The 24,095-nt window shown below is 61.9% G+C and carries 21 protein-coding genes; all 21 read right to left on the bottom strand.

From position 1 onward, the window contains the following. Window positions 1-23: 23 nt before the first annotated feature. A complete protein-coding gene (locus G9X68_RS31050) occupies window positions 24-869 on the bottom strand; it encodes a metal ABC transporter permease (protein WP_171605642.1) in 846 nt (281 codons plus the stop codon). Continuing rightward, the gene (gene sitC, locus G9X68_RS31045; protein WP_171605641.1) at window positions 866-1,726 is read right to left on the bottom strand and encodes an iron/manganese ABC transporter permease subunit SitC; all 861 of its coding nucleotides are present in this window, start codon (window positions 1,724-1,726) and stop codon (window positions 866-868) included. Before sitC ends, G9X68_RS31050 begins: the two co-directional genes overlap by 4 nt. Beyond that, entirely contained in the window at window positions 1,723-2,628 is a 906-nt protein-coding gene (locus G9X68_RS31040) for a manganese/iron ABC transporter ATP-binding protein (protein ID WP_171605640.1), read from the bottom strand. Before G9X68_RS31040 ends, sitC begins: the two co-directional genes overlap by 4 nt. Beyond that, a complete protein-coding gene (locus G9X68_RS31035; protein ID WP_171605639.1) occupies window positions 2,625-3,554 on the bottom strand; it encodes a metal ABC transporter substrate-binding protein in 930 nt (309 codons plus the stop codon). Before G9X68_RS31035 ends, G9X68_RS31040 begins: the two co-directional genes overlap by 4 nt. A 307-nt stretch (window positions 3,555-3,861) precedes the next feature. Continuing rightward, complete coding sequence (locus tag G9X68_RS31030; protein ID WP_171605638.1) at window positions 3,862-5,649, bottom strand: adenine deaminase; 1,788 nt, start codon at window positions 5,647-5,649, stop codon at window positions 3,862-3,864. Continuing rightward, window positions 5,646-6,566 (bottom strand): nucleoside hydrolase, encoded by a 921-nt coding sequence (locus G9X68_RS31025; protein WP_171605637.1) that lies wholly within the window; start codon window positions 6,564-6,566, stop codon window positions 5,646-5,648. Before G9X68_RS31025 ends, G9X68_RS31030 begins: the two co-directional genes overlap by 4 nt. Before the next feature lie 4 nt (window positions 6,567-6,570). After that, window positions 6,571-7,596, bottom strand: coding sequence for an ABC transporter ATP-binding protein (locus G9X68_RS31020; protein WP_171605636.1), 1,026 nt, complete (start codon window positions 7,594-7,596; stop codon window positions 6,571-6,573). Beyond that, window positions 7,589-8,368 carry an ABC transporter permease gene (locus G9X68_RS31015; RefSeq protein ID WP_171605635.1) on the bottom strand — a complete coding sequence of 260 codons (780 nt, stop codon included), beginning with the start codon at window positions 8,366-8,368 and terminating at the stop codon, window positions 7,589-7,591. Before G9X68_RS31015 ends, G9X68_RS31020 begins: the two co-directional genes overlap by 8 nt. Next, window positions 8,365-9,192 (bottom strand): ABC transporter permease, encoded by an 828-nt coding sequence (locus tag G9X68_RS31010; protein ID WP_171605634.1) that lies wholly within the window; start codon window positions 9,190-9,192, stop codon window positions 8,365-8,367. Before G9X68_RS31010 ends, G9X68_RS31015 begins: the two co-directional genes overlap by 4 nt. Window positions 9,193-9,260: 68 nt before the next feature. Next, entirely contained in the window at window positions 9,261-10,283 is a 1,023-nt protein-coding gene (locus G9X68_RS31005) for an ABC transporter substrate-binding protein (RefSeq protein WP_171605633.1), read from the bottom strand. A 1-nt stretch (window position 10,284) separates the two neighbouring features. Next, a complete protein-coding gene (locus G9X68_RS31000) occupies window positions 10,285-11,328 on the bottom strand; it encodes a LacI family DNA-binding transcriptional regulator (RefSeq protein WP_171605632.1) in 1,044 nt (347 codons plus the stop codon). Window positions 11,329-11,502: 174 nt separating this feature from the next. Beyond that, entirely contained in the window at window positions 11,503-12,936 is a 1,434-nt protein-coding gene (locus G9X68_RS30995) for an efflux transporter outer membrane subunit (protein ID WP_171605631.1), read from the bottom strand. 148 nt (window positions 12,937-13,084) lie between these two features. Next, window positions 13,085-16,195 carry an efflux RND transporter permease subunit gene (locus tag G9X68_RS30990; protein WP_171605630.1) on the bottom strand — a complete coding sequence of 1,037 codons (3,111 nt, stop codon included), beginning with the start codon at window positions 16,193-16,195 and terminating at the stop codon, window positions 13,085-13,087. 48 nt (window positions 16,196-16,243) lie between these two features. Further along, entirely contained in the window at window positions 16,244-17,455 is a 1,212-nt protein-coding gene (locus G9X68_RS30985) for an efflux RND transporter periplasmic adaptor subunit (RefSeq protein WP_171605629.1), read from the bottom strand. 169 nt (window positions 17,456-17,624) lie between these two features. Next, window positions 17,625-18,227: a TetR/AcrR family transcriptional regulator gene (locus tag G9X68_RS30980; protein ID WP_171605628.1), complete on the bottom strand. Its 603-nt coding sequence runs from the start codon at window positions 18,225-18,227 to the stop codon at window positions 17,625-17,627. Window positions 18,228-18,435: 208 nt separating this feature from the next. Next, a complete protein-coding gene (locus G9X68_RS30975; protein WP_171605627.1) occupies window positions 18,436-19,380 on the bottom strand; it encodes a phosphoribosylaminoimidazolesuccinocarboxamide synthase in 945 nt (314 codons plus the stop codon). A gap of 84 nt (window positions 19,381-19,464) precedes the next feature. Beyond that, window positions 19,465-21,207: an SLC13 family permease gene (locus tag G9X68_RS30970; RefSeq protein ID WP_171605626.1), complete on the bottom strand. Its 1,743-nt coding sequence runs from the start codon at window positions 21,205-21,207 to the stop codon at window positions 19,465-19,467. 103 nt (window positions 21,208-21,310) lie between these two features. After that, window positions 21,311-21,997, bottom strand: a complete 687-nt coding sequence (locus tag G9X68_RS30965; protein WP_171605670.1) for a phosphoribosyltransferase — start codon at window positions 21,995-21,997, stop codon at window positions 21,311-21,313. A 14-nt stretch (window positions 21,998-22,011) separates the two neighbouring features. After that, on the bottom strand, window positions 22,012-22,818 hold the full coding sequence (locus tag G9X68_RS30960) for a pseudouridine synthase (protein WP_171605625.1): 807 nt from the start codon (window positions 22,816-22,818) through the stop codon (window positions 22,012-22,014). Between the two features lie 158 nt (window positions 22,819-22,976). Continuing rightward, a complete protein-coding gene (locus G9X68_RS30955) occupies window positions 22,977-23,183 on the bottom strand; it encodes a hypothetical protein (RefSeq protein WP_171605624.1) in 207 nt (68 codons plus the stop codon). Between the two features lie 139 nt (window positions 23,184-23,322). Then, window positions 23,323-23,661, bottom strand: a complete 339-nt coding sequence (locus G9X68_RS30950; protein ID WP_017961927.1) for a hypothetical protein — start codon at window positions 23,659-23,661, stop codon at window positions 23,323-23,325. Window positions 23,662-24,095 lie beyond the last annotated feature (434 nt).

The raw sequence follows: 24,095 nt of genomic DNA, 5'->3' as shown, positions 1-24,095 counted from the left end.
TGCAGCGACTTCGTCAATGTCCATCAGTCAATCGGCGATTCCTCAACCCGGGTCGTCCCGAGCGTGGCATGGATGAAGGCGAGCACGAAGCCGATCGCCAGCACAAGCACGATGGTCGGCGCCGGCGCGCTGTCGATGAAGAAGGACAAGTAGACGCCGACAAAAGAGCCGATCACGGCAATGGCGACGGAGAGGAGCAGCATCGTGCTGAACTTGCGGGTGAGCAGGAAGGCGATGGCTCCCGGCGCAATCAGCATGGCGATCGAAAGGATGATGCCTACCGCTTGCAAGGCACCGACGATCGTCAGCGAGATGAGGGCGAGAAGGCCATAATGCAGCAGGTTGATCCTGAGGCCCACCGCTTTCGCCTGTGCCGGGTCGAAGGCGTGCAGCAGGAAGTCCTTCCACTTCACACCAAGAATGACAGCCGTGATCGCAGCAATGACGGCCGACTGCCCGATGTCGCGCCAGGAGACACCGAGCATGTCGCCGAACAGAATGTGGTCGAGATGCACGTCGGATTGGATCTTGACATAAAGAACCAGGCCGAGCCCGAACATGCCGGAGAAGACGATGCCCATCACCGTATCCTGTTTGATACGGCTGTTATCTTTCAGGAAACCGGTGGCGATAGCGCAAAACATGCCGGCCACGAAGGCGCCGACCGCGAAGGGTATGCCGATGATATAGGCGATAACCACGCCGGGGAAGACGGCGTGGCTGATGGCGTCTCCCATCAGAGACCAGCCTTTCAGAACCAGAAAGCAGGACAACAGCGCCATCGGGATTGCGACCAGCACCGAGATCACCAGCGCATTGACCATGAAGCCGAACTGGAAAGGCGAAAGAAGAGTGTCGACCATGTTCATGGCGCTGCCTCGAGTGCCCGTGCGGCGCGTCTGCGCGCCGCCAGCATGCCGTGTTTGGGTGCGAAGAAGAACGCGATCAGGAAGATTGCCGTCTGCAGCACCACGATGATGCCGCCTGTCGCGCCATCGAGGAAGTAACTCGCATAAGCGCCGACGAAACTGGTCATCGATCCGATGATGACGGCGATCACAAGCAGCCGCGGGAAGCGGTCGGTCAGCAGATAGGCGGTCGCGCCAGGCGTCACCACCATGCAGATGACGAGGAATGCACCGACTGTCTGCAGCGCCGCGACGGTGGAGGCGGACAGCAGCGTGAAGAAAGTGACCTTGAGAGCGGTGGGATTGAGACCGATCGATCGGGCATGGCTCTCGTCGAAGAAAGTGACCATCAGGTCCTTCCATTTGACGAGCAGAACAGCGAGTGACACGAAGCCGATGATGGCGAGTTGCAGCGTATCCTCGGGTGTGATGGCGAGAATGTTGCCGAGCACGATCGTCTGGATGTTGACCGCCATGGGCTGGAGCGAAACCATGAACAGGCCCAGCCCGAAGAAGGAGGAGAAGATCAGGCCGATGATGGCATCTTCCTTCAGCTTGGTGCGCTGGTTGAGGAAAAGCATCGCTGCGGCAGCGAGCCCTCCCGAAAAGAAGGCTCCGATCGAAAAGGGAAGTCCGAGCATATAGGCGCCGGCGACGCCGGGAACGATCGCATGCGAGAGCGCGTCGCCGATCAGCGACCAGCCTTTCAACATCAGATAACAGGAGAGGAAAGCGCAGACGCCGCCGACAAGGGCGGACACCCACATGGCATTGAGCATGTATTCATAGGTGAAGGGCTGCAGGAGCTCGGCTATCATTCCCGGCCCCCATTGCCACTATCGGACCTCCGGGCAGTCGCTTTGCCACCCTGCAAAATCAGGGGGCGCTCATCATCGGTTATGACGCCGATCGACGTTGGCCTGCCGTTCTGCGCTTCGCTCAACATGAAATGACGCAGCACGCCGCCAAAGGTCTTTTCCAGATTTTCCTGCGTAAAAGTCTCGACGGTCGGGCCGTAGGCGAGCACTGTGCCCTTGATCAGGATGGTCCGGTCGCAGAACTCCGGCACGGAGCCGAGATTGTGGGTGGAGACCAGCATGACGCGACCTTCATCCCGCAGTTCGCGCAGGAGCTTGATGATCTGGTCCTCGGTCTTTACGTCGACACCGGTAAAGGGTTCATCGAGAAGAATGACCCGGCCGTCCTGCGCCAGTGCTCGCGCCAGAAAGACCCGCTTCCTCTGGCCGCCGGAGAGTTCGCCGATCTGGCGCTTGCGGAACTCGCTCATGGCGACGCGGGCGAGTGCGGACGCAACTGCCTCGTGGTCTGCAGCCTTCGGGATGCGCATCATGCCCATGTGGCCGTAGCGGCCCATCATCACGACATCCTCGACCAGCACCGGGAAATTCCAGTCGACTTCTTCCGATTGCGGCACATAAGCGACGAGGTTCTTGCGCAGCGCCTCTTCGACCGGCATGCCAAGCACGCGAATGTGGCCCCTGGCGAGCCGCACGAAGCCCATGATCGACTTGAAGAGCGTCGACTTGCCGGAACCGTTGACTCCGACCAGCGCGGCGATCGTGCCAGTCGGAATCTCGAAACTCGCGTCCCTCAGGGCCGTATGCCCATTGCGGTAAGTGACGGTCGCATCCTTTACCGTGATCCCCGATCCCGCATCCGAGGATGCGGGACGGACATGATTGCCAAGCAGCACAGTCATTGCGACAACCCATCGGCAAGACCCTTGGCGACAGTATCGGAGGTCACGCGCAAAAGATCGATATAGGTTGGCACCGGGCCGTCGGCTTCGCTCAGCGAGTCGACATAGAGGACGCCGCCATAATGCGCGCCGGTTTCGCGCGCCACCTGCCGGGCCGGTTTATCGGAAACGGTGCTTTCGCTGAAGACGGTTGGAATCTGGTTTTCCTCGACCGCATCGATCACCTTGCGGACCTGCTGCGGCGTGCCCTGCTGGTCGGCGTTGATTGGCCAGAGATAGAGTTCCTTCAGCCCGAAATCGCGTGCGAGATAGGAAAAGGCGCCCTCGCTTGAAACCAGCCAGCGCTTGTCCTCGGGAATTTTTTCGAGGGTGGCGCGGATCGGAGTGATCGTCGCTTCGATCTTCTGCTTATAGGCCTCGGCGTGAGCCTTGTAGGTCTCCGCATTCGCCGGATCATAGTTTGCGAAAGCATCTCGGATATTGTCGACGTAAATCAGGGCGTTCTTCGGCGACATCCAGGCGTGGGGATTGGGCTTGCCTTCGTAGGGGCCTTCCGAGATGCCCATCGGCTCGATGCCGTCGGAGACGACGGTGCCGGGGACATCGTGCAGGTTCTGGAAGAACTTTTCGAACCAGCGCTCCAGATTGAGCCCGTTCCAGAGAATGAGCTGTGCACCTTGTGCCCGCTGGATGTCACCCGGCGTCGGCGCATAGTTGTGGATCTCTGCGCCCGGCTTGGTGATCGATTCCACGATCGCGGCATCACCGGCCACGTTTTTTGCCATGTCGGCAATCACCGTGAAGGTCGTCACCACCTTGAACTTCGAATTGGTCTGTTGGGCGACGGCGGGAAAAGCAACCAGCACGGCCGCGAATGCCACCCCAATAACTCCGGCCAAAACCGACCGTCTTTCCCTATTGAGCATAAATTTCTCCTCTTGCTGCTATTGCGACCGAATTGCAAAAGCCGCGAAGAGCCGAACAAGTTGCGATTCAGAATGATTTGCAAAAATGCTTGACGACCCTTGCTTTGACTATTGTGCAATTAAGAATGAATTGCAACAATGATCCGAACCGGAGGCCGAAAAATGATGACAGCAGGGCCCGATGGGCTGGCTGCGGTCAACCTCAAACAACGCATACAGGGATTTTGCCGTAACGGCGCCTGCTTCGACCAGTTAGGCATTGAGGAGCACACGGCACGCCTTCTGGCGGAGCTGCGCTTTCCTCGATCTACCAAACAGCCAGTACCGGGCTTTCCAGCACCTTGCCCGTCACCACATCGGCAATCCCCCGATCAGTCTGATGCGGGCCGACATTGCAGGCGAGCGTTGCGCCGAAGCAGGCCTTGAAGACCCGATAGGGTGGCTTCCACGCGACGATCTTTTCCATCGCCTTGCGGATGCCGGCAAAGGCCAGGGCCGTGTCCTTCAGCGATGCATCCGTCACCAGACCGGAGAGCGGCAGCGGCAGTATCGCCTCGACCCTACCGTCTTTGACGACCGCCATGCCGCCGCCGGCGGCGATGACGGCGTTGGCGGCGAGCGCCATGTCGCCTGGATTGCCGCCGAAGACGGTGAGGTTGTGACTGTCATGCGAAACGGTGGTACAGAAGGCGCCGCGCCATTCACCCCAGCCGGTGAGGAAGCCGATGCGCGGGATGCCGTCGGTCTTGCCGTGGCGATGGACGACGGCGATCATGGCGCTGCCGGCCGGCGGCACGACGAAACCGTCCCTGACCTCGGTTTCGGCCTCGCCCCATTGCGTGAAGCGCGGGCGGTCGATGGTGGCGATGCGGACGCGCTCGCCCTTCGCCGGAATGCGGAAATCAGTCTCGGTCAGCGGCGGCAGCTTCACCGAATTGACAAGCGGCGCCGTATCGATCTGCTGGACGGCAACCTGCATGCTGCCGTTGCGGGCAACGATGCGGCCGGCTGATATGACGAGCCGCGCCCGGAATTCTGTGAGGTCTTCGAAAAGCACGATGTCGGCGCGGCGGCCGGCGGCGAGGAGGCCGAGATCGGAACGCTTCAGACGTTGTGCGGCGTTGAAGGTCGCGGCACGGATGGCCCATTCCGGCTTCATGCCGTAGCGCACCAGGCGCCTGATGACGTCGTCGAGGCCGCCGCCTTCCTGGAGTTCGTCCGGAAAGACGTCATCGGTGCAGAGCGTGACGGTCGGGGGCAGGTGGCCGAGACCGTTCAGTACCTCGACGAACTCCTGCAGCAGATGGTCGTGAGAGCCGCGCAGCTCGATCGTCAAACCGGCGGAAAGCTTGGCAAGGAGATCGGCGCCGGAGGTAAGTTCGTGATCGGAGGTGATGCCCGATGCCATGAAGGCGTTGAGATCGGCGCCTTCGAGGCCGCGGGCATGGCCGCAGACGAGCTTGCCAGCGGCAAGGCCGGCATTGACGATGGCCGTGATGCGCGGGTCGCCGTCGATGACGCCACGCATATTCATCACTTCGGCGACGCCGCCGACGGCGGAGGAGTGCAGCATCTCGGCGACGACCGCAGCATCGAAATCGGCGCCGGCAAATTCCAGGCCTGGTGCGGAGGGCACGCAGGAGGGCGCGAGAAGGATCATACGCAGCGGCAGGCCGCGCGCCGCCTCGATCGCCCAGCGCACGCCGTCGAGCCCATGGACGTTGCCGAATTCATGCGGATCCCAGACGATCGTGGTCACGCCGCGTGGCAAGACGGCGCTCGCATATTCGGCCGGTGTCACCATCGAACTTTCGATATGCATGTGCGTGTCGATCAGGCCGGGCGTCAGGATACTGCCCGCCGCATCGATAATCTCGACGGCATCCGTTCGGCTTGCCGGGGCATGGACGCTTGATATCAGTGCGCCGACAAGGCCGATATCGGCTTGCCGGATCAGGCCCGTCACCGTATCGATCAGCTGGCCGCCGGTGATCAGCATGTCGAAGGGGGCGTCGCCGCGCGCAGCAGTGACGGCGCGGGCCCGCAAGGCAGGATCGTTGAGATCGGCGGGTTCTTGGCGAGCGGTGACGTTCATTTGCGGGCCTCGTTGACCAGGGCAGCGAGAATGATGACACGCGCCATGTCGGCATCGATGTCGGCGGCGAATTGAGCATTGAAACTCGCATGCGTGGCGCGGGTCTCGACGACGGTGCGACCACGGGTCAAGCTGCCATGCAGCTCGACGTCGATACGGGCAGGGCGGAAGCTGACGATATCGGGAGCGACGAAGGCGACGGCGGCGGAAGGATCGTAGATCGCCATGGCCGGGCGGCCGCGGCTGGTACCGATGCGGATATAACCCGAAAACATATCGGCGATCAGCTCGGCGTTGGCGCCGCCGGCATTGCGCACCGGCTCGGTGTCTTCGGGCCTGGCCAGCACCTTGCGGCAGAGGTCGAGATCGACCATGCGCAGCGGCAGGCCATGGGCGATGACGATCGCAAGCGCCTCGGGATCGGCGAGCGCGTTGAATTCGGCGGAGGCCGTATGGTTGCCGCTGGTGACGCCGCCGCCCATCCAGACGAGTTCGGTGATGCGGGCAGCAAGATCGGGCCGGGCGAGCGCCACGGCGGCGATGTTGGTGAGCGGTCCAAGCGCCAGGATGCGGTGCTGGCCTTGGCGCTCCAGCCAGCGGCAGAGTGCTGCGAAGGCATCGCTTTCGGCAAGGGCAGCCGCCTGCGGCAGGCTTCTGCCGATGGTCGGGATGCCGGTTTCGCCGAGGATCGCCTGAGCGGTTTCGAGCTTGCCGAGCACGGGCATGGCGCGGCCGGTGTGGATGGGGAACGTCCAGCCGAAGGCGCGGGCGGCGCCGGCGGCGTTTATCCTCACCTGCGGCAGCGGCGTATTGCCGAAGATCAGCGATACACCGTCGATCTCGAGTTCCGACTGTCCCACCACCAGAATGGCGGCGATGTCGTCGAATCCCATGTCCGTATCGATCCAGACGCCCATGATTTCACCCGAACCGTTTGAGGCTTGCCGCGCCGGCAACCGGCAGATCGAAGGCGAGCGGGCTGCCGATCTCGTGCGGCGGCAGGCCCGCATCGATCTCGGCCTTGATCGGGCCGAGCGGTGTGTCGAGCAGGTATTCGCGGGTGTTGCCGGCGAAAGACGTGCCGCGCACGGTGCCCTGGAAAGCACCGGAGCCAAGGGTCACCATGCGCGGACGCCAGGCGAGGCCGGCTGCGGCTTCCGGAGCCGGGCCGGAAAGTCCGACCGGCCCATTCGGCGTTGCAAGCTTTCCATCCTTCAGCGCGAAGACATTCTCGAAGCCGACGAAATCGGCGACGAAGGCCGAGGCCGGATTGTTGTAGATTTCCTCCGGCGTGCCGATCTGTTCGATGCCGCCGTTCAGCATCACGACGATGCGGTCGGCAAGCGCCAGGGCTTCCACCTGGTCGTGGGTGACGAAGATCATGGTGACGCCGGTCTCTTTCTGCACGCGCTGCAATTCGGCGCGCATTTCAAGGCGAAGGCGGGCATCGAGATTGGAGAGCGGCTCGTCGAGCAACAGCACCTTCGGCTCCATCACCATCGAGCGAGCGAGCGCCACGCGCTGCTGCTGGCCGCCGGAGAGTTCGGCGGGCTTGCGGCCGGCGAAAGCCGACAGGCCGACCGATTTCAGGCCGGCGCCGACACGGTCGTCGAGATCCGCACCTGAGATACGCTTGAGACGCAAGCCGAAGGCGACGTTCTCATAGACCGTCAGATGAGGGAAGAGGGCGTAGGACTGGAAAACGAGGCCGACGGCACGTTTGTTGGCGGAGACGCGGGTGATATCGGCGCCGTCGAGGCGGATGCGGCCTGAGGCGGGCGTCAGCAGGCCGGCGATGGCGCGCATCGTTGTCGTCTTGCCGCAGCCGGAGGGGCCGAGAAGCGCCACCAGCTCACCTTTGCCGATCGCGAGATCGAGGTCCCGGACCGCGACCGTGTCGCCATAGGCAAGTGTCAGCTTGTCGAGTTGAAGATAGGCATCAGACATAACGCGAGAATCCCAGGAAGCGTTCGGCAAGAAAGACGATGCCGATCGAGAGAAAGGCGAGAAGGGCGGAGAGCGCCGCGATGGAAGGATCGTAGGTGGTTTCCATGTAACCCAGCATGTCGATCGGCAGCGTGCGGACGCCGGGACCGGACAGGAAGAGCGAGACGGGCACCTGATTGAAGCTGGTGACGAAACCGAGGATGAAGGCGGCAAGGATGCCGCCGCGGATATTCGGCATCACCACGCGGAAGAAGGCGCCGAGCCGCGAGGAACCGAGCAGGACGGCGGCCTCCTCGATGTCCGAGCGCAGATTGTCGAGGCTCGCCGAGACGACGCGCACGGCATAGGGCAGCACCAGGGCCGTATGGGCGAAGAAGAGCGCGAGCGTGATGTTGAAGCCGAAGGGCACGACGAGATAACGCAGCAGCGCCAGACCGACGATGATGCCGGGCACGATGATCGGCAGCGAGACGATGGTGCGGACGGTCTCGGCCGCGGGCAGCTTGTAGCGGGAGAGGGCGTAGGCGGCCGGGATGCCGAGGAGGAGGGCTGCGAGCGTTCCGAAGACGGCGAGGAACATCGACATGGCGAAGCTGTCGCGGAAGCTCTCGATGGTGAACACCTTCATCACCCAACGCGGCGACAGGCCCTGCGGCGGGAAGGCCAGCGTATCGCCTGATGATAGCGAAGCGGCGATGATGATCAGGAACGGGCCGATCAGGAAGACCAGCAGCAGGAAAAGCACGAGAGGCGAAAACAGACGCAGCGTCATCGGCGGTTCCTCGCCGTCGCAAGGCGTTTCAGCAGAATGTTGGCGGCAAAGCTCATGACGATCAGGATGAAGGCGATGACGCTTGCCGAAACGAAATTATTGGCGACGGAAACCTGCTGGTACATCAGCGTTTCCAGCATCAGCACCTTGGAGCCGCCAAGCACGGCGGGGGTGATATAGGCGGTCAGCGATCCGGTGAAGACAAGCGTGCCGCCGACGACGAGGCCTTCCCTGGTGAGCGGCAGGATGACTTTCCAGAAGACCTGGAACCAGTTGGCGCCGAGCACGCGGGCAGCCGGAATCGCATCCTTCGGCATGTTTTCGAGCGCGCTGATCAGCGATAGGATCATCAGCGGCAGGAAGAGCTGCAGGAGGCCGATGAAGACCGCGGTCTCGGTGAACAGCAGCCGCAGCGGCTCGGCGCTGAGACCCAGGCCTGTTATCGCCTGGTTGACCATGCCGGTGCGGCCGAGAATGACGATCCAGGCATAGGTGCGCGCCACCGGGGAGATCATCAGCGGCAGGGTCACGAGGCCGATCATCCGGCCCTTGCCTTTCGCCGGCAGGTTGACGATGGCAAAGGCTGCGGCATAACCGATGATCGCGGAAACGGCGGTGACTTCGAACCCGAGCCGGAACGTGCGCAGGAAAACGGTGCGGTTCAACGTCCCTGAGAAGAAATCGGTATAGGCCGACAGGCTCCAGCTGCTGCCGGCGCGGAAGCCCTCCGACAAGAGGATCGCAACGGGCAACAGAAAGACCACGGTGGCAAAGATGGCTGCCGGCAAGGCGAGTGCCAGGGCTTCTGCGCGGTTCTGGAACATGAGGCGCCTTTCGAGCGGACAAGAGGAAGGCCTCGGCAGAGGCGCCGGGGCCAGTTTTCACGCGGGCCTTACTGGCCGACCTTCTCGTTCCACGTCTTCAGCCAGCCGGCGCGATTGTCGAGGGCAACGGCTGAGGGGATCAGCTTGAGGCTCTTGGCCGTTTCCTCGCCATAGGTGAGGTTGTTGACGGCGGCTTCGGAAAGCTTGACCTCGCTGTTTGCCGGACTGTCGATCAGCTTTTCGGCGAGTTTGGTCTGGATGTCGGTCGAGAGCCAGAAGTCCATGAACTGCAAAGCGAGATCCTGGTTCTTCGAGCCCTTGGTCAGAACCAGCACGTTCATACCGCCGGTCTGCCCCTCCTTCGGCGTTGCCCAGGCGACCGGGACGTCGAGTTTGGTGAAGCCGGCCCAGGAGAAACGGCCGATCGGCGCTGCCCAGATCTCTTCCTGTTGCATCAGTTGCACCAGCTGCGAGGACTTTTCGTAGAAGGTGACGATGTCGTCCTTCTTCTCGCCCAGCGCTTCGATCGGTCCCTTCAGATCCGGCGTGTCCTTGCCGAGCGCCAGGCCGAGCATATAGAGCGCCGGCGGGCCTTGGTTGGTTGTCACGTTCGGAAAGGCGACGTGGCCGACATATTCCGGCTTCAAGAGATCGGCCCAGGAGTCGATCTTCATCTTGTCGGAGCGATAGGCAATCGAAGTGGCGTAGAAGGTGTAACCGACGCTCATGCCGTCGCCGTTCGGATTCTTGGCGACCTCGTAGAGCTTGGCGAAATCGGCGAGTTTCGCGGTATCGATCTTGTCGATCAGGCCGGCGCGGGACGCGGCCAGCGCATCGGCCATGGAAACGGCGGCGAGATCGACGACGGGGTTGGCCTTGTTCGCCTCCATCTTGGCCAGGCGCTCGACGCTGTTGCCGGTCTCTACCACGAGCTTGCAGCCGCATTGGGCTTCGAACGGATCGTAGACCAGCGTCTTGAAATCGTCCTGCGCAAAGGCATAGACGGAAATCGTCAGCGTCCGTTCTGCTGCGCCTGCGGCGAGCGGGAAAAGGGCGGCGAATGCTGCCGAGGCAATGAGAGCTCTTCTCATCTTACATGTTCTCCATCTCTGAGGTTTTTGGTGCCGGGTTCGCAGGCCCGGATGATTGGCGGACGATCAGCTGCATGGCAACGCGTTCGATCTCCGCGGTAACGAGCATGCCCTCCCGGGTGCGGTTTTTTCTTATGGTTTCGGCCAGCGCCGATACCGCGATGCCGGCAATCCTATCCATGTCCATCCGGACCGTCGTCAGCGACGGCGTGACAACAGGCGACCAGATGAGGTCATCGAAGCCGGTGACGCTGACGTCAGTGGGAATGTTGATACCCGCCTGCTGCAACTCCGTCAGCGCGCGCAGCGCCTGCAGGTCGGAGAGGGCTGCGAAGGCGGTGAAACCCTGCCTGGCTTTTTCGGCGAGGCCGAGCGGGCAGCCGCTGCCGTTCTCCTGCTCCAGCCTGTCGATCCACAGCGTTTCCGAATGCATGCCCGGGCGCATGCCGGAGCGGATGCCGCCGGCGCGGTCGTTCTGGACGTTGGATTCCCGATTGTTGCCGATGATGAGGATACGGCGATGGCCAAGGCTCGCGAGATGGCCGGCGATTTCGCGGCCGCCCTGCGAATGGTCGGCGGCGACGGTGTTTCCGGACGTCGAGGGAGTGTCGATGACGGCGACCGGACAGGCGGCAGACGAAATGCGGGTGGCGCGGCGGGGAATGATGACCATGCCGTCGACGCCGCGCTCGACCAGCCGGTTGATCGCCTCGGTCTGGGCGGCGGCATCACCGCGGGAATCGGCGATCAGCACGCCGTAACCTGCGGCGGAGGCAGCGAATTCGATCGCCTGCGCGATCTTCGGGAACAGCGGATTGGCGATATCGGGCAGCACCAGGCCGAGGACGCCACTGCGGCCGGTCCGCAGCGCCCGCCCTGCCTGGCTCGGGACGTAACCGAGCTCGGCTGCATGCTCACGGATCCTTTCGACCAGTTGGCCGGAAACCCGGCCCTTGCCGGAAAGCGCATTGGAGACCGTGGCGACGGAGACGCCGAGCGACGTCGCTATCCTGCTGAGGTTCGGTCCCGGGCGCGAAGTTGCCATGATCGACGATCACTCTGATTAATCGTTTAATCAGAGTGATAGCTCAGCTTTTCCCGCCTGTCGAATCCGAATTCATCTTATGCGCAATTATTCGGTTACGGCACGCTGCGGATAAGAAAAAGCCCCGCGAGACGATCGCGAGGCTTTGTACTTTCAGATCGATTGAAGCAGCTGTCAGCCCTTGACAGCCACAATCTTTACCGCCGGTGCGGTGGTCTTGCCGCCGGGGGCGAAGCCGCCGCCGACTGCGATGTTCAGCGACACGTAGTCCTTGGCCATCTGCTGGACGGCTGCGGCAAGGCTTGCCTGGGCAAGCGAAACCTGGCGCTGGGCGTCGAGAACGTCAAGCAGCGAAGAGGCGCCGTCCTTGTAGGATGCTGTGGAAAGCTCGAGCGTTTCCTGCGTGGTCTTCACTTGGGCCTGAAGTGCTGCGACCGTGCGGGCGTCACGCCGGACGGCGGCAAGCGCATTTTCGACCTGTTCGACGGCGGACAGCACCGTCGACTTCCAGTTGAGATAGGCGGTGGCAGCGTTGGACTCTGCCGACTTGACGTTGGCGCGAAGACGGCCACCATCGAAGATCGGCAGGTTGAGGCTCGGACCGAAGGACCAGCCGGTCAGGCCGCCATGGACGCCGCGCTGGTTGATGTAGGACGGCGAGATCGAGCCGCTGAGCGAGATGCTCGGATAAAGCTGCGCCTGAGCAACACCGATATTGGCGGTTGCGGCGGCGAGATCACGCTCCGCTACGCGGATGTCGGGACGGTTGCGGATCAAATCTGCCGGAATGCCGGAGTTGATGCCGCCGCGGAATACCGGCTGGCCACGGCCCTTCAGCAATTCATCGACGAGAGCCGAGGCCGGCAGGCCGAGCAGCGTGGCGATGTGATGGGCCGATATGCGGATGTTGGTTTCGAGGCCGGGAATTTCAGCGAGCGTCGACTGGACGAGGCCTTCGGCCTGAACGACGTCGAGACGCGAGGCGGCGCCGGCTTCGAGCTGGAACTTGGTCAGCTCGAAGGTTTCCCGGCGAGACTTCAGGTTGGCGTTCGAAAGCGCCAGGCGCTGCTGATAATAGCGAACGTCGATATAGCTCGAGACGAGATCCTGCACGAGGGTCAGCTTGGCGACATCAGCGGATGCGTAGGCGGAATCGAGCGAAGCGAGCGCGCTCTCGGTGCTGCGCTTGTAGAGGCCGAAGAGATCGAGCAGCCAGCTCAGTTGGACGTCGCCGGCGCTGGTGTTGCGCGTGTCGAACTGCGTGCGCAATTCGCCCTTCTGGCCGCTGACGGTGTGCGAGGCGCCGACGTTCAGGTTCGGAAGGCCGCCCGCACCGGCGGTGGTGACGTTGGCGGAGGCCGCATTGATGCGTTCGATCGCCTGTTGGACGGTCAGATTCTGATCGAGGCCGGCCTGGACATAGCCATTCAGTTTGGGGTCGTTGAAGGCGGTCCACCAGGATGCGGTAGCAACGTCGCCTACACTCTTGGTTCCACCCTCTCCGAATTTGGCGGGCAGCGGCATTTCAGGAGGAGCATGATCCGGGCCCACAACGCAGCCCGACAACAATAACAATAATGCCGGTGTGGCAAAACGAAGAGATACCATTCATTTCATCCTGTACTCGAGCAAGTCAATTCTTGTCCGACGCTTCATGCTTCACTATCGCCGCCGCGCCTCGTCATACCAAAAAAACACACCGAAGCAGTCGGGCGCAATGTAGCAACGGGAACTGCATTATCACAGTGCATTTATATCACAGTCCTGCCGCATTTTTGGCGCGTGTGGCAAAGATGCGTCGAATGACGACGAAAAACGACGGAACGAAGAAAATTCCGAGCAGCGTTGCCGCCAGCATGCCGCCGAGAACGCCGATACCGATGGCATTCTGCGCCGCCGAGCCCGCGCCTGTCGCGATCGCCAGCGGCACGACGCCGAGAATGAAAGCAAGCGAGGTCATGATGATCGGTCGCAGCCGCAATCTCGCCGCTTCCAATGTCGCCTCGTAGAGTCCCATGCCGCTTTCCATGCGGTCCTTGGCGAATTCGACAATCAGAATGGCGTTCTTCGCCGCCAGCCCGATGGTTGTGAGCAAGCCGACCTTGAAATAGACGTCGTTTGACTGGCCGAAGACGGTTGCCGCTGTCAGCGCCCCGAGGATGCCGACCGGCACCGCCATGATTACCGAGAAGGGGATCGACCAGCTTTCGTAAAGCGCTGCCAAGCAGAGGAAGACGACCAGCACCGAGATCGCGTAGAGCATCGGCGCCTGCGAACCGGAGAGCCGCTCCTGATAGGAGATGCCCTGCCAGGCGACCGTATAACCGCCGCCGAGCTCATTGGTCAGTGCTTCCATTTCGTTCATCGCATCGCCGGAGGAAACTCCGGGTGCGGAAGCGCCGTCGAGCGGAATGGCGCTGACGGCGTTGAAGCGGGCAAGCGAGGGCGCGCCCTTTACCCACTCCGTGCGGGTAAAGGCGGAGAAGGGGACCATTTCGCCGTCATTGTTGCGGGCGTACCAATGGTTGAGATCGCTCGGCTGCATGCGGAAGGGCGCATCGCCCTCGACGTAGACCGGCTTGATCTCGCCGTTCAGCGTGAAGTCGTTGACGTCGCGGCCGGTGAAGATGATCGACAGCATCGAATTGACCGAGGCGATGTCGACGCCCATGGCGCCGATCTTCTCCTGATCGAGCACGATGCGCATCTGCGGCTCGACTTCCTTGTTGCTGCTGCGCAGCGCCACGATCTTGCCCGAGCCATTGCCCATCTGGATCAGCCGCTTGGAGGCGGCCGTCAGGGCGTCGTTGCCGTGGCCGCCGGTGTCGACGAGATACATGGAGAAGCCGCTCGACACGCCGAGACCCTGGATCGCCGGCGGCAGGAGCGCGAAGACCTGCGCCTCGCGGATCGCAAAGAAATTGCCAAGCGCACGGTTGACGACCGACTGGGCGCTCAGCGTCGGATCGGTGCGCAGCGAGAAATCCTTGAGCTTGGTGAAGACAATGGCGCTGTTCTGGCCGGAACCGCTGAAGCCGAAGCCGAGCGCGCCGAACACGGATTCGACGGCGTCCTTCTCGTTTTCACGATAGTATTTCTCGACCTTTTCGACGACTGCCTGGGTCTGCTGCGTGGTCGAGCCCGGCGGTGTGGTGACGATGGTCAGCAGCACCCCCTGGTCTTCCTGCGGCAGGAAGGAGCTCGGCAGGCGGGTGAAGAGATAGGCGCAGCCGGCGCCGACCAGAAGGAAGACCAGCATGACGCGGATCGGCCGCTTCAACAGATAGCCGATGGCGCTGATGTAGCCGTTGGTCGAGCGCGTGAAGTTGCGGTTGAACCAGTCGCCGACGCGGTGCTTCCTATGTTCGCCGATCGGCTTCAGCATCGTGGCGCAAAGTGCGGGCGTCAGCACGAGGGCGACGAGCGCCGACAGCAGCATGGCCGAGACGATGGTGATCGAGAACTGCCGATAGATGATGCCGGTCGAACCACCGAAGAAGGCCATCGGAATGAAGACGGCGGTGAGGACGAGTGCGATGCCGACGATGGCGCCGGTGATCTCGCCCATCGATTTTTCCGTCGCTTCGAGCGGTGAAAGCTTTTCTTCGGACATGATGCGTTCGACGTTTTCGACGACGACGATGGCGTCATCGACGAGAAGGCCGATCGCCAGCACCATGGCGAACATGGTCAAGGTATTGATCGAATAGCCGGTGACCGCGAGCACTCCGAAGGTGCCGAGCAGCACCACGGGAACGGCAATCGTCGGGATCAGCGTCGCACGGAGATTCTGCAGGAAGACGAGCAGCACCACGAAGACGAGCACGATCGCCTCGATCAGCGTGTGCACGACCTTCTCGATCGACAGTTCCACGAAGGGCGTGGTGTCGTAGGGATAGGTGATCTCGACACCTGCCGGCAGGCCGCGGCCGATAACCTCGAGCGCGGAGCGCACGCGGGCGGCTGTATCGATGGCGTTGGCGCCGATTGCAAGGTTGACGGCAAAACCGGTCGACGGCTGGCCGTTATATCGCGAACCGCCGCCGTAGCTTTCCTGGCCGATCTCGATGCGCGAGACGTCGCTCAGGCGCACCGTCGCGCCGTCCTTTTCGACCTTCAGGATGATGTGCTCGAAATCGGCGACGGTGGTCAGCTGACTTTGGGCAGTGATGGTGACGTTGATCTGCTGGCCGGGAATGGCCGGCTGGGCACCGAGCGAACCGACGGAGACCTGGGTGTTCTGCGCCTGGATGGCTGACGTCACGTCGCTCGGCGTCAACTGGTATTTCAAGAGCTTGAACGGATCGAGCCAGACGCGCATGGCGTAACCCGAACCGAAGACGTTGATGCTGCCGACGCCTTCCAGGCGCTGGATCTGATCCTCGATCGAGGTCGACATGATATTGCCGAGGTCGACAGAGTTGCGTTTGCCGTCGGTCGAAACGAGCGAGCCGACGAGAAGGATGCTCGAGGTCGAGCGGGTGACGCTGATGCCGGCATCGATGACGTCGCTTGGAAGCTGCGATTGAACCAGCTGCAGCTTGTTCTGCACCTGCACCTGGGCGATATCGGGGTCGGCGCTCGTCCCGAAGGTGAGCTGGATGCTGGCCGAACCCGTCGCTGAGGTCGAGGTCATGTAGGTGAGGTCGTCGAGGCCGGTCATGCCATCCTCGATGATCGTCGTCACCGATTTCTCGACAGTCTCGGCGCTGGCACCGCGATAGGTGGCGTTGATGCGAACCGTCGTCGGGGCGATGTCGGGATATTGCGAGATCGACAGCGTGAAGATCGCCAGCAGGCCGGCGAGCATGATTGTGATCGCAATGACCCAAGCGAAAATCGGACGTCGGATGAAAAACTTGGCCATCGGTTGTTCCTGTGCGGCTGAGACGGTGACGATGCGGGCCTGCGGCGATTACTTCGCTGCGGGCTTCTCAGCATCACCGGCCGCGGGCTGCTCGGCAGGCACGACCACGCCGGTGTCGTTGATCTTCATCGGGACCGGCTTCACCGGCATGCCTGAGGTGATCGATTGCAGGCCGGTGACGATCAGCTGATCGCCGGGCTTGATGCCTTCGGTCACGAGCCAGGAATTGTTGGACGGCGAGCTGTTCTCGAAGGCGCGGGTTTCGACCTTGCCGTCGGCGGAAATGAACTGTGCCGTCAGCCGGCCGTTGGCGTCACGGCTCGTCGCCAGCTGCGGCAGCGCATAACCGGCCTCGGCGCCGAGCTCGACGGTTGCGCGGACATACATGCCGGGCAGCACGATACGGTCGGGATTGGGAAAGAGCACACGGATGATGAAGGTGCCGGTCGTCTCGCTGACTACCTGCTTCGACATGTCGAGCTTGCCCTGCTGGTTGTATTCCTTGCCGTTTTCCAGGATCAGGTGGAAGACGACATTGGCTTCGCCCTTGATGTCGCCGGCGGCCATCGCATCGCGCAGCTTCAAGAGGTTGGTGCTCGATTCCGTCAGCGAGATGTAGATCGGATCGAGCTGGCGGATCGTCGTCAGCGCCGTCGTCTGGTTGGCAGAGACGACATTGCCGACATTAACGGCCGTCTGGTCGATGATGCCATCGAAAGGCGCGACGATCCTGGTATGGTCGAGATCGATCTGTGCGGCGGAAAGCGCGGCTTTCGCCGACTCGACTTCGGCCTTGGCCTGCAGCAGCGTCGTCTTGGCCGTCTCGAATTCGATCTGGGTGGCGCCACTGCCGACGAGGCGCTGGTAGCGGTCGAGATTGCTTTCAGCGCTCGGCACGCTCGCCTGCGCCTTGGAGATCGCCGCCTTGGCCTGCTCGACGGCGGCGATATAGGGTGCATCCTCGATCTGGTAGAGAAGGTCGCCCTTCTTGATCTCGCCGCCGTCCTTAAAGGCAATCTCGCGGATCAGGCCGCTGACCTGAGGCCGGATATCGGCTGTCTGAAATGTCTCGGCGCGGCCGGGCAGGATCGTGGTGATCGGGAAGGTACCCTTCGCCAGTGTGACTACGCCGACGGGGGCAGCCTGCTGCGCCGCCCCTTCACCCGCATTGCCGGCGGGCTTGGAGCCACTGTCGCTGCAGGCGGCGAGAAGGGCTGCGAATGCCAGGGCCGAGGAGATGAGGAGGGCACGCAGTATCATGCTGAATTCCTGTGCGGTGGCAATCGCCGTTCAATCCACGAGCTCGGGCCTGCGGGCTCGGCTTGATCGAGCGCAGGCTTATATAAGCGTCAGGATTGGGTTGGCTTCAAATGCCGTTATCCGAATTTAAGAAAAGCTTTACGAAGTGACGTAATTCAGCAATCATCACTTAGCAAGCGCTATTTTGCAGTGCGGCATCGACGAAACACACGATTTTTTCGGCACGGTGCACAAGGGTCTCCTTGTCGTCGCGAGCGATCAGGACAGGGTGCAGCACGCAGGCCAGGAGGTCTGCAACGGTATGCGCCGCGCTCTCGGGATCGCGGCAATGATAACGTCCCTCCGCCATGCCCTCGCGGATGATCTCGCCGAGCTTCGCCTCGATGCGGGCGCGATAACGATTGCCGGCCTCGAGTTTGGCTTCGATCGTCGAAAGCACCATTTCGAAGATGTAAGGGTTCTTCTGGATGTCCTGCAGGTGGCTTTCCAGCAGGCGCAGGATGAAGCGGAGCAATTGTTCCTTTTGCGGCAGCTTCTCGTCGAAGGCGGCGAAGCGCTCGGCGGCATCATCGAGATGGCGTCCGGCGATCGCATCGACCAGCGCGACCTTGGAACGGAAATGCTTGAAGACATTGGCGGGCGACATGTGCAGCGCGCCGGCGATATCGGCGATCGATACCGCGACGAAGCCACGCTCGCGAAACAGCATCTCCGCCATGGAGAGAATGTCTTCCCGCGTTTCCTCGGCCTTGCGTCTTGGCCTTCTTACCATCTGTTCCCCGCCGGGCTGAGCCCGATACCCCTTTTTTTCGATGCTAGCGCATAACTCCGAAAATCGGAATCGATTTTCGGAAAGGATTATGCGCCAATTCAAAGTGATAGCGCGTTCTTAGCCCGTCCTCTTGGACGCGCGCCTCCAGCGCGATTGGGCGAAATGCCGCAAGCCGATGAACGGCCCGGCGGCTTCGCGTGCCGCCATTTCAAGGGAAATAGCGGGCGAGGTTGTTTCGGACGCGGGCAAGCGGCGTCTCGCCGCTGTCATCGGGGACAAAGCGCTCGCCGGTGATCGCCTCGTAGGCTTTGATGTAGACGGACGAGGTCTGCTCGATCAGTTCGGCGGGGATTTCCGGGATCTCGTCCTTATAGGGGTCGCAGCGCTCCGCCACCCAGGCGCGGACGAAATCCTTGTCGAAACTTTCCGGACGCTTTCCGGCGGCAAAGCTTGCCGGATAACTTTCGGTCAGCCAGTAGCGGCTGCTGTCCGGCGTGTGGATCTCGTCGGCGAGGATAATGTTGCCGTCACCATCGGTACCGAACTCGTATTTGGTATCGACCAGGATTAGGCCGTTTTTCGCCGCCATCTCCTGGCCGCGGGCAAAGATGGCGAGCGCATATGTCGACAGCGTCTGCCATTGCTCTTTTGTGAGAAGGCCGCGTGTGACGATTTCGGTGGGTGTCAGCGGCTCATCGTGGCCGCCGTCGAATTCCTTGCTGGTCGGCGTGATGACGGGTTCCGGCAGGATCTGGTTGTCGCGCATGCCATCGGGCAGACGCATGCCATACATCTCGCGTTCGCCCTTTTTATAAAGCGTCAGGATCGAGGTACCGGTGGTGCCGGCGAGATAACCGCGCACGACGATCTCGACCGGCAGGATGTCGAGCCGCTTGCCGATAACGACATTCGGATCGGGATAGTCGAGAACGTGGTTCGGGCAGATGTCCTTCGTCGCCTCGAACCAGTAGCGCGCCGTCTGCGTCAATACTTCACCCTTATAGGGGATGCAGGTGAGGATGCGGTCGAAAGCGCTCAGCCGGTCGGTGCTGATAATGATGCGGCGTCCGTCCGGAAGATCGTAATTCTCGCGCACCTTGCCGCGATAATAGTTCGGCAATTCCGGGAAATGGGCTTCGGAGAGAATTCGCACGGCGCTCGACTGTCCTTAATTATTGGGTGAAGACTTCCTGCTCTAGTTTCATTGCTGGGGAAGTCAAGCCGGCCGGGTATCGCATCACAGCCAGAACAGACCGGTAAGAAGCAGGGCGAGGCCGTAACTTGCGACGGCAAGCGGCCAGCCGGCGCGCAGGAAATCGCTGAAGCGGTAGCCGCCGATGCCCATTGCCAGCGTGTTGTTGTGATGGCCGAAGGGCGTCAGGAAATCCAGGGAGGCGCCGGCGGCCACCGCAATCAGATAGGCGTCCGGCGCATGCCTGCCGGCTCTTGCGAATTCCAGTGCGATCGGGGTCAGGACGATTGCGACCGTCGCGTTGTTGACAAAAGGCGTCAATGCCATGGCGAGGAAGAGGATGAGGGCGATGCCGAAGAGCGGATGGGTGATCGGCACGACGAGGCTGAGCCAGCCGGCAATGGTTTCGGCCGCTCCGGTGCTCGCCACCGCTTGGCCAATCGGGATCATCGCCGCCAGCATGATGATGATCGGCCAGTTGAGATCGGCCATCGCCTGACGGATGTTGAGGTGATTGAGCAGAGCGAGCACGAGCACGACGCCGGCAAAAGCGACGTCGGGACGCAGGCCGGCCGCCGAGGCGGCGACGCCGCAGGCAAAGAGCGCGAAGGGCCGCCAGGATAGGAGCGCCGGTTCGCTCGGTGCTGTCGAGGCGAGCGGCAGGCACTCGCTTTCCTCCAACGCTTCGCCGATTGCAATGCGCGGCCCCTCCAGCGTCAATATATCGCCGATCGACAATTGCAGGTCGAGGAAGCGGCCTTCGATGCGTGGCGCGCGCATGGAAAGGGCGGTGACCGCGATGCCGCGATGGTGGAAGACTTCCAGCGAACGGACGCGCGAACCGACCAACGTGCTCTCCGGCATGACGACGGCTTCGACACGGGTGAAATCCGGCTGCAGGCCATGCGGATGGGCATCGGCGATCAGCGCCTGCGTGGCGGCAAGGCCGGCAAAGACCGCATCGGCGCCTTCGGCAAGCAGCACATCGCCGGGTTCGATCACCGACTGGTCGAGCGGACCGAAGACGAAATTGTCGCCGCGGATCAGCGCGTGGGGCTTGATGCCGAAACGCACCGGGCAATCGGAAAGCCGCACGCCGATCAGCGGCGAGACATCAGGGATGCGACGCTCGACGACGATGCGGCGCGCGGTCGGGGAGATGGTTGCCGGTGTTTCGTCGGGTTCCGGAAACAGGCGCTGCACGCGAAAGGCGATGAGCAGAATGCCGGCAATGGCGACCGGCAGGCCGACATAGGCGAAATCGAAGAAGCGAAAGCCGGTTCCGGTCGTCTTGGCGAGCGCATCGCTGACGAGCAGGTTGGCCGGCGTGCCGATCAGCGAAACGAGGCCGCCGAGCAGGGCCGCGAACGAGACCGGCATGACGAGCTGGCGGCGGGGGATCGTCAGGACCGTGCCGAGGCGTAGCGCGACCGGCAAGGTGATCGCAAAGGCGCCGATATTGTTCATGAAGATGGACATGAAGCCGGCAAGCGAGGAAGTGCCGGCGATGACCTTGAAGCCTGAAGGTCTTGCGGCCGCAAAACGGGCGGCGAGACTGTCGAACAGCTTGGCGCGCGCCAGCACCTGGACGATCAGCAAGATCTCGACGACGGTGATGACGACGGGACTGGCAAAGCCCGTGAAGATCTGATCGGCGGGATAAAGGCCGAGCGCATAACCGCCGAGCAAGCCGGCGATCGAGACCACCTCGATGCGGATGCGATCGAGCGAGAAGAGAATGAGCATCGCCAGCAGAAGGATCAGCAGGGATGCTTGCTCGAACGACATGGGCGGGTCCGTTGTTTCATCGATCAGGCGGGACTGTAATCGTTCCTCATGCGCTGTACAGAGGTGCCTTCAGGCAAAGATTGAACAATCCTCATATCTCGCGTCAGGCTGGTGGCGCCTGCCACCGGCCTCTGGCGTTCCGCTGCAGAATAGGGGTTGCGAAGACGCCGATGGTGCGCGCGCTCCATTGCGGCCCGGCGGCTGCGAGGCTTTCGCGCCAGCGCTCCGATTGCAGCATGGCCGCACCGATGACGACGGGTTCGATGCCGCAGCCTGTCAGCAGATGAAGACCCGCGACGATCGAGGCGCCGCTGGAAATGACGTCATCGATGAGTGCGACGCGTCGTCTCTGAAGCAGCGGCAGCATGCGGGGATCGATATAGAGACGTTTCTGCTGTGTCGGCGTGGTGATCGAAGACAGGGCGACGGAGAGTTCGTCGCGATACCAGAATTTACGCGAGGTGCCGAGCGGAACGTAGCGGCTATGGCCGAGCTTCTGCGCCACGGCGGCGGCCAGCGTCAGGCCGAGCGTCGGCAGGCCGGCGACGACATCGATGCGCATGGGCCTGATCTTCTCGGCAAGGCTTTCAGCGAGCGCATCGAGCACGGCAAAGCTCGCCTGGTTGACGATCAGCGAGGCGAGGGCGTGGTCGCCATCCGCCAGCTCACGTATGGGCAGGCGAAGCTGGCGGCCGTCTTCGAGCGTGGCGACATAGAAGGAGGTGACTTCCCCATCGCCGGCAAAGGTGCCGGGCGGGTGAAGTTCCTGCCAGAAGTCGTGCGGCGCCATCTCCGTCACAGCAATCAATTGCGTCTCATCCTCTCCATGCCGGTTTTCCGGCGCAGTGCCTGCAATTCGGGTTCGGTCAGCGCACGCACGGCGCCTTTCGGCAGTTCGCCAAGTTCGAGCCCGCCGATTGCAACGCGCACGAGACGCAAGCATTCGGTGCCGAGCGCCTCCAGCATGCGGCGGATCTGGCGGTTGCGGCCCTCGTCGAGCTCGACCTCGATCCATGAATTCCTATCACCCTGGCGCAGGCGCCGCGCGGCGGTTGCCGTCAGCAACTCGCCGTCATGGCGGATGCCCGATGTCATGGCGGTAATGTCCTCGTCGTCCATGATGCGGTCGATCTGGACATGATAGGTCTTCGTCACATGGGTGACCGGATCGAGCAGGATCTGGGCGAATTCGGTGTCGTTGGTAAAAAGCAGCAGGCCTTCGCTGGCCTTGTCGAGCCGGCCGACCGGAGAGAGATGCGGGATGTCGAAGTCCCTGAGGCAATCATAGACCGTCGGCCTGCCTTCGGGATCGTGGCGGGTGGTGACGAGACCGCGGGGCTTGTTGAGCATCAGATAGATTTTCGCTTCGGCAGCGATGACGAGGCCGTCGATGCTGATGCTTGCCGTGGCAAGGTCGACCCATGCGGACGTATCGCTGATGGTTCGGCCGTCAACTGCAACACGATTTTCGGCGATCAGGCGCTCGGCCTGCGTGCGGGAGCAATAACCGAGCTTGGAAAGGGCACGTGGAAGGGTGACCCGCTTGGCCGCGGCGTTATCGGTGGGCTTTGTCCGTTCACGCGTCTTGTGCGGTGGGCGCCGCTCCCTCATCTGCCATCCTTATCCTGCTTTTGATGCCGTTTTCTTGGCATGAACGACAGAAGGATGCCAGCAGAGTGAATAAAAAATGAGGGGAATAACAGGCGCTGCAAAAAGGGCTCAGCGCTTTGGACAAAGCACTGTCGCGGCTTTGTTAGGGTGGCACTGCCTCAGCGGCAGACCATGAAGCCGGCCAGTTCCTTGCGGCTGATGACGATACCGGCGGCGGCCTTGACCGGGTCCGGATGGGTGTAGGACAGACTAGGCATTTCCGGCAGATCGAGTGCCTGGCGCATATTCATGATGCCGACCGCATAGCGGCCATTGGCGCTGTCGACACTGACTTCGATAATGCAGTTGGCCCTCTTGTTTTCCATGGTAGTCCTCCCTTCGTTTTTTATGTTCCCATAGCTGGCATTAAAAATTGGTTTTTCTAAGACATAAGCATTTACGCACCCTGCCGAAAAACGGATCGGCGGGTGCGCAAAAACTGGTTTATGGGTGGATATGGCGTGTTCAGCGCCACCAATGGCGAGGCTGCGGCTGCGAACTGCCGGAAAGCAGGTATCCGGCAAGAAAGCCAATGGCACCTGCAAGCACCAGGGCAGTGGTCGTTGCGGTCGGATGCTCGCGGGCGGCGTCGGCAGCAGCCACACCTTCGGCCCGGATCTGGGCGACGGCGTTCTTTGCCCGGGGCAGGGCTTCGTCATAAACCTTGCCGGCGCGGCCGCGCACTTCGTAATAGGCTTCGGCGCCCTGAGCGGAAATCATCTTCTGCAGGCGCGAGACTTCCTGTTGGAGTGCGGCGATGTCCTTGCTGACGGATGCTCTGATATCATCGGTATTGGCAGCCATGTCGGTCTCCTTCCTTCAATGGGAAAGACAACACCCAACTCGGTGATAGGTTCCGAAATCTCAGCCGCTGATTTGTGACGGAAATTTAAAGCTCGCCGGTCGGAGGCGCTTTAATCCTCCGTTAACCATAATTTCGCGCAAGATCCTGTTTTCTCGCTATCTTTCGGTCGTTGAGAACGACGTTCGGATGGATTTTTGACCAGCCGGTAAAGGAATTTTCAGGAATCCGTCCCGAAAGGGCGCCCTGTGGATAATATCGACCGGCAAAAATGCCAGCCGAATCAACCTGTTACAAAAATGTCAAAAAACTTTGGTTGGGTGTGTTGACTGTTTCGGTGGGTTAGTTCTATAAGCCCCCTCACTGAACGAGGGCGGCGGCGCTGCTGGCGACGAAGTCTTTCGTTCTGGTGAAACTCAAGCGGATTGGCGATTGC

The organism is Rhizobium changzhiense (assembly GCF_013087625.1).
In the GTDB taxonomy this organism is placed as follows: domain Bacteria; phylum Pseudomonadota; class Alphaproteobacteria; order Rhizobiales; family Rhizobiaceae; genus Rhizobium; species Rhizobium sophorae.
The sequence above is the reverse complement of the archived record's forward strand: the minus strand, read 5'-3'. Positions and strand labels throughout refer to the sequence as shown.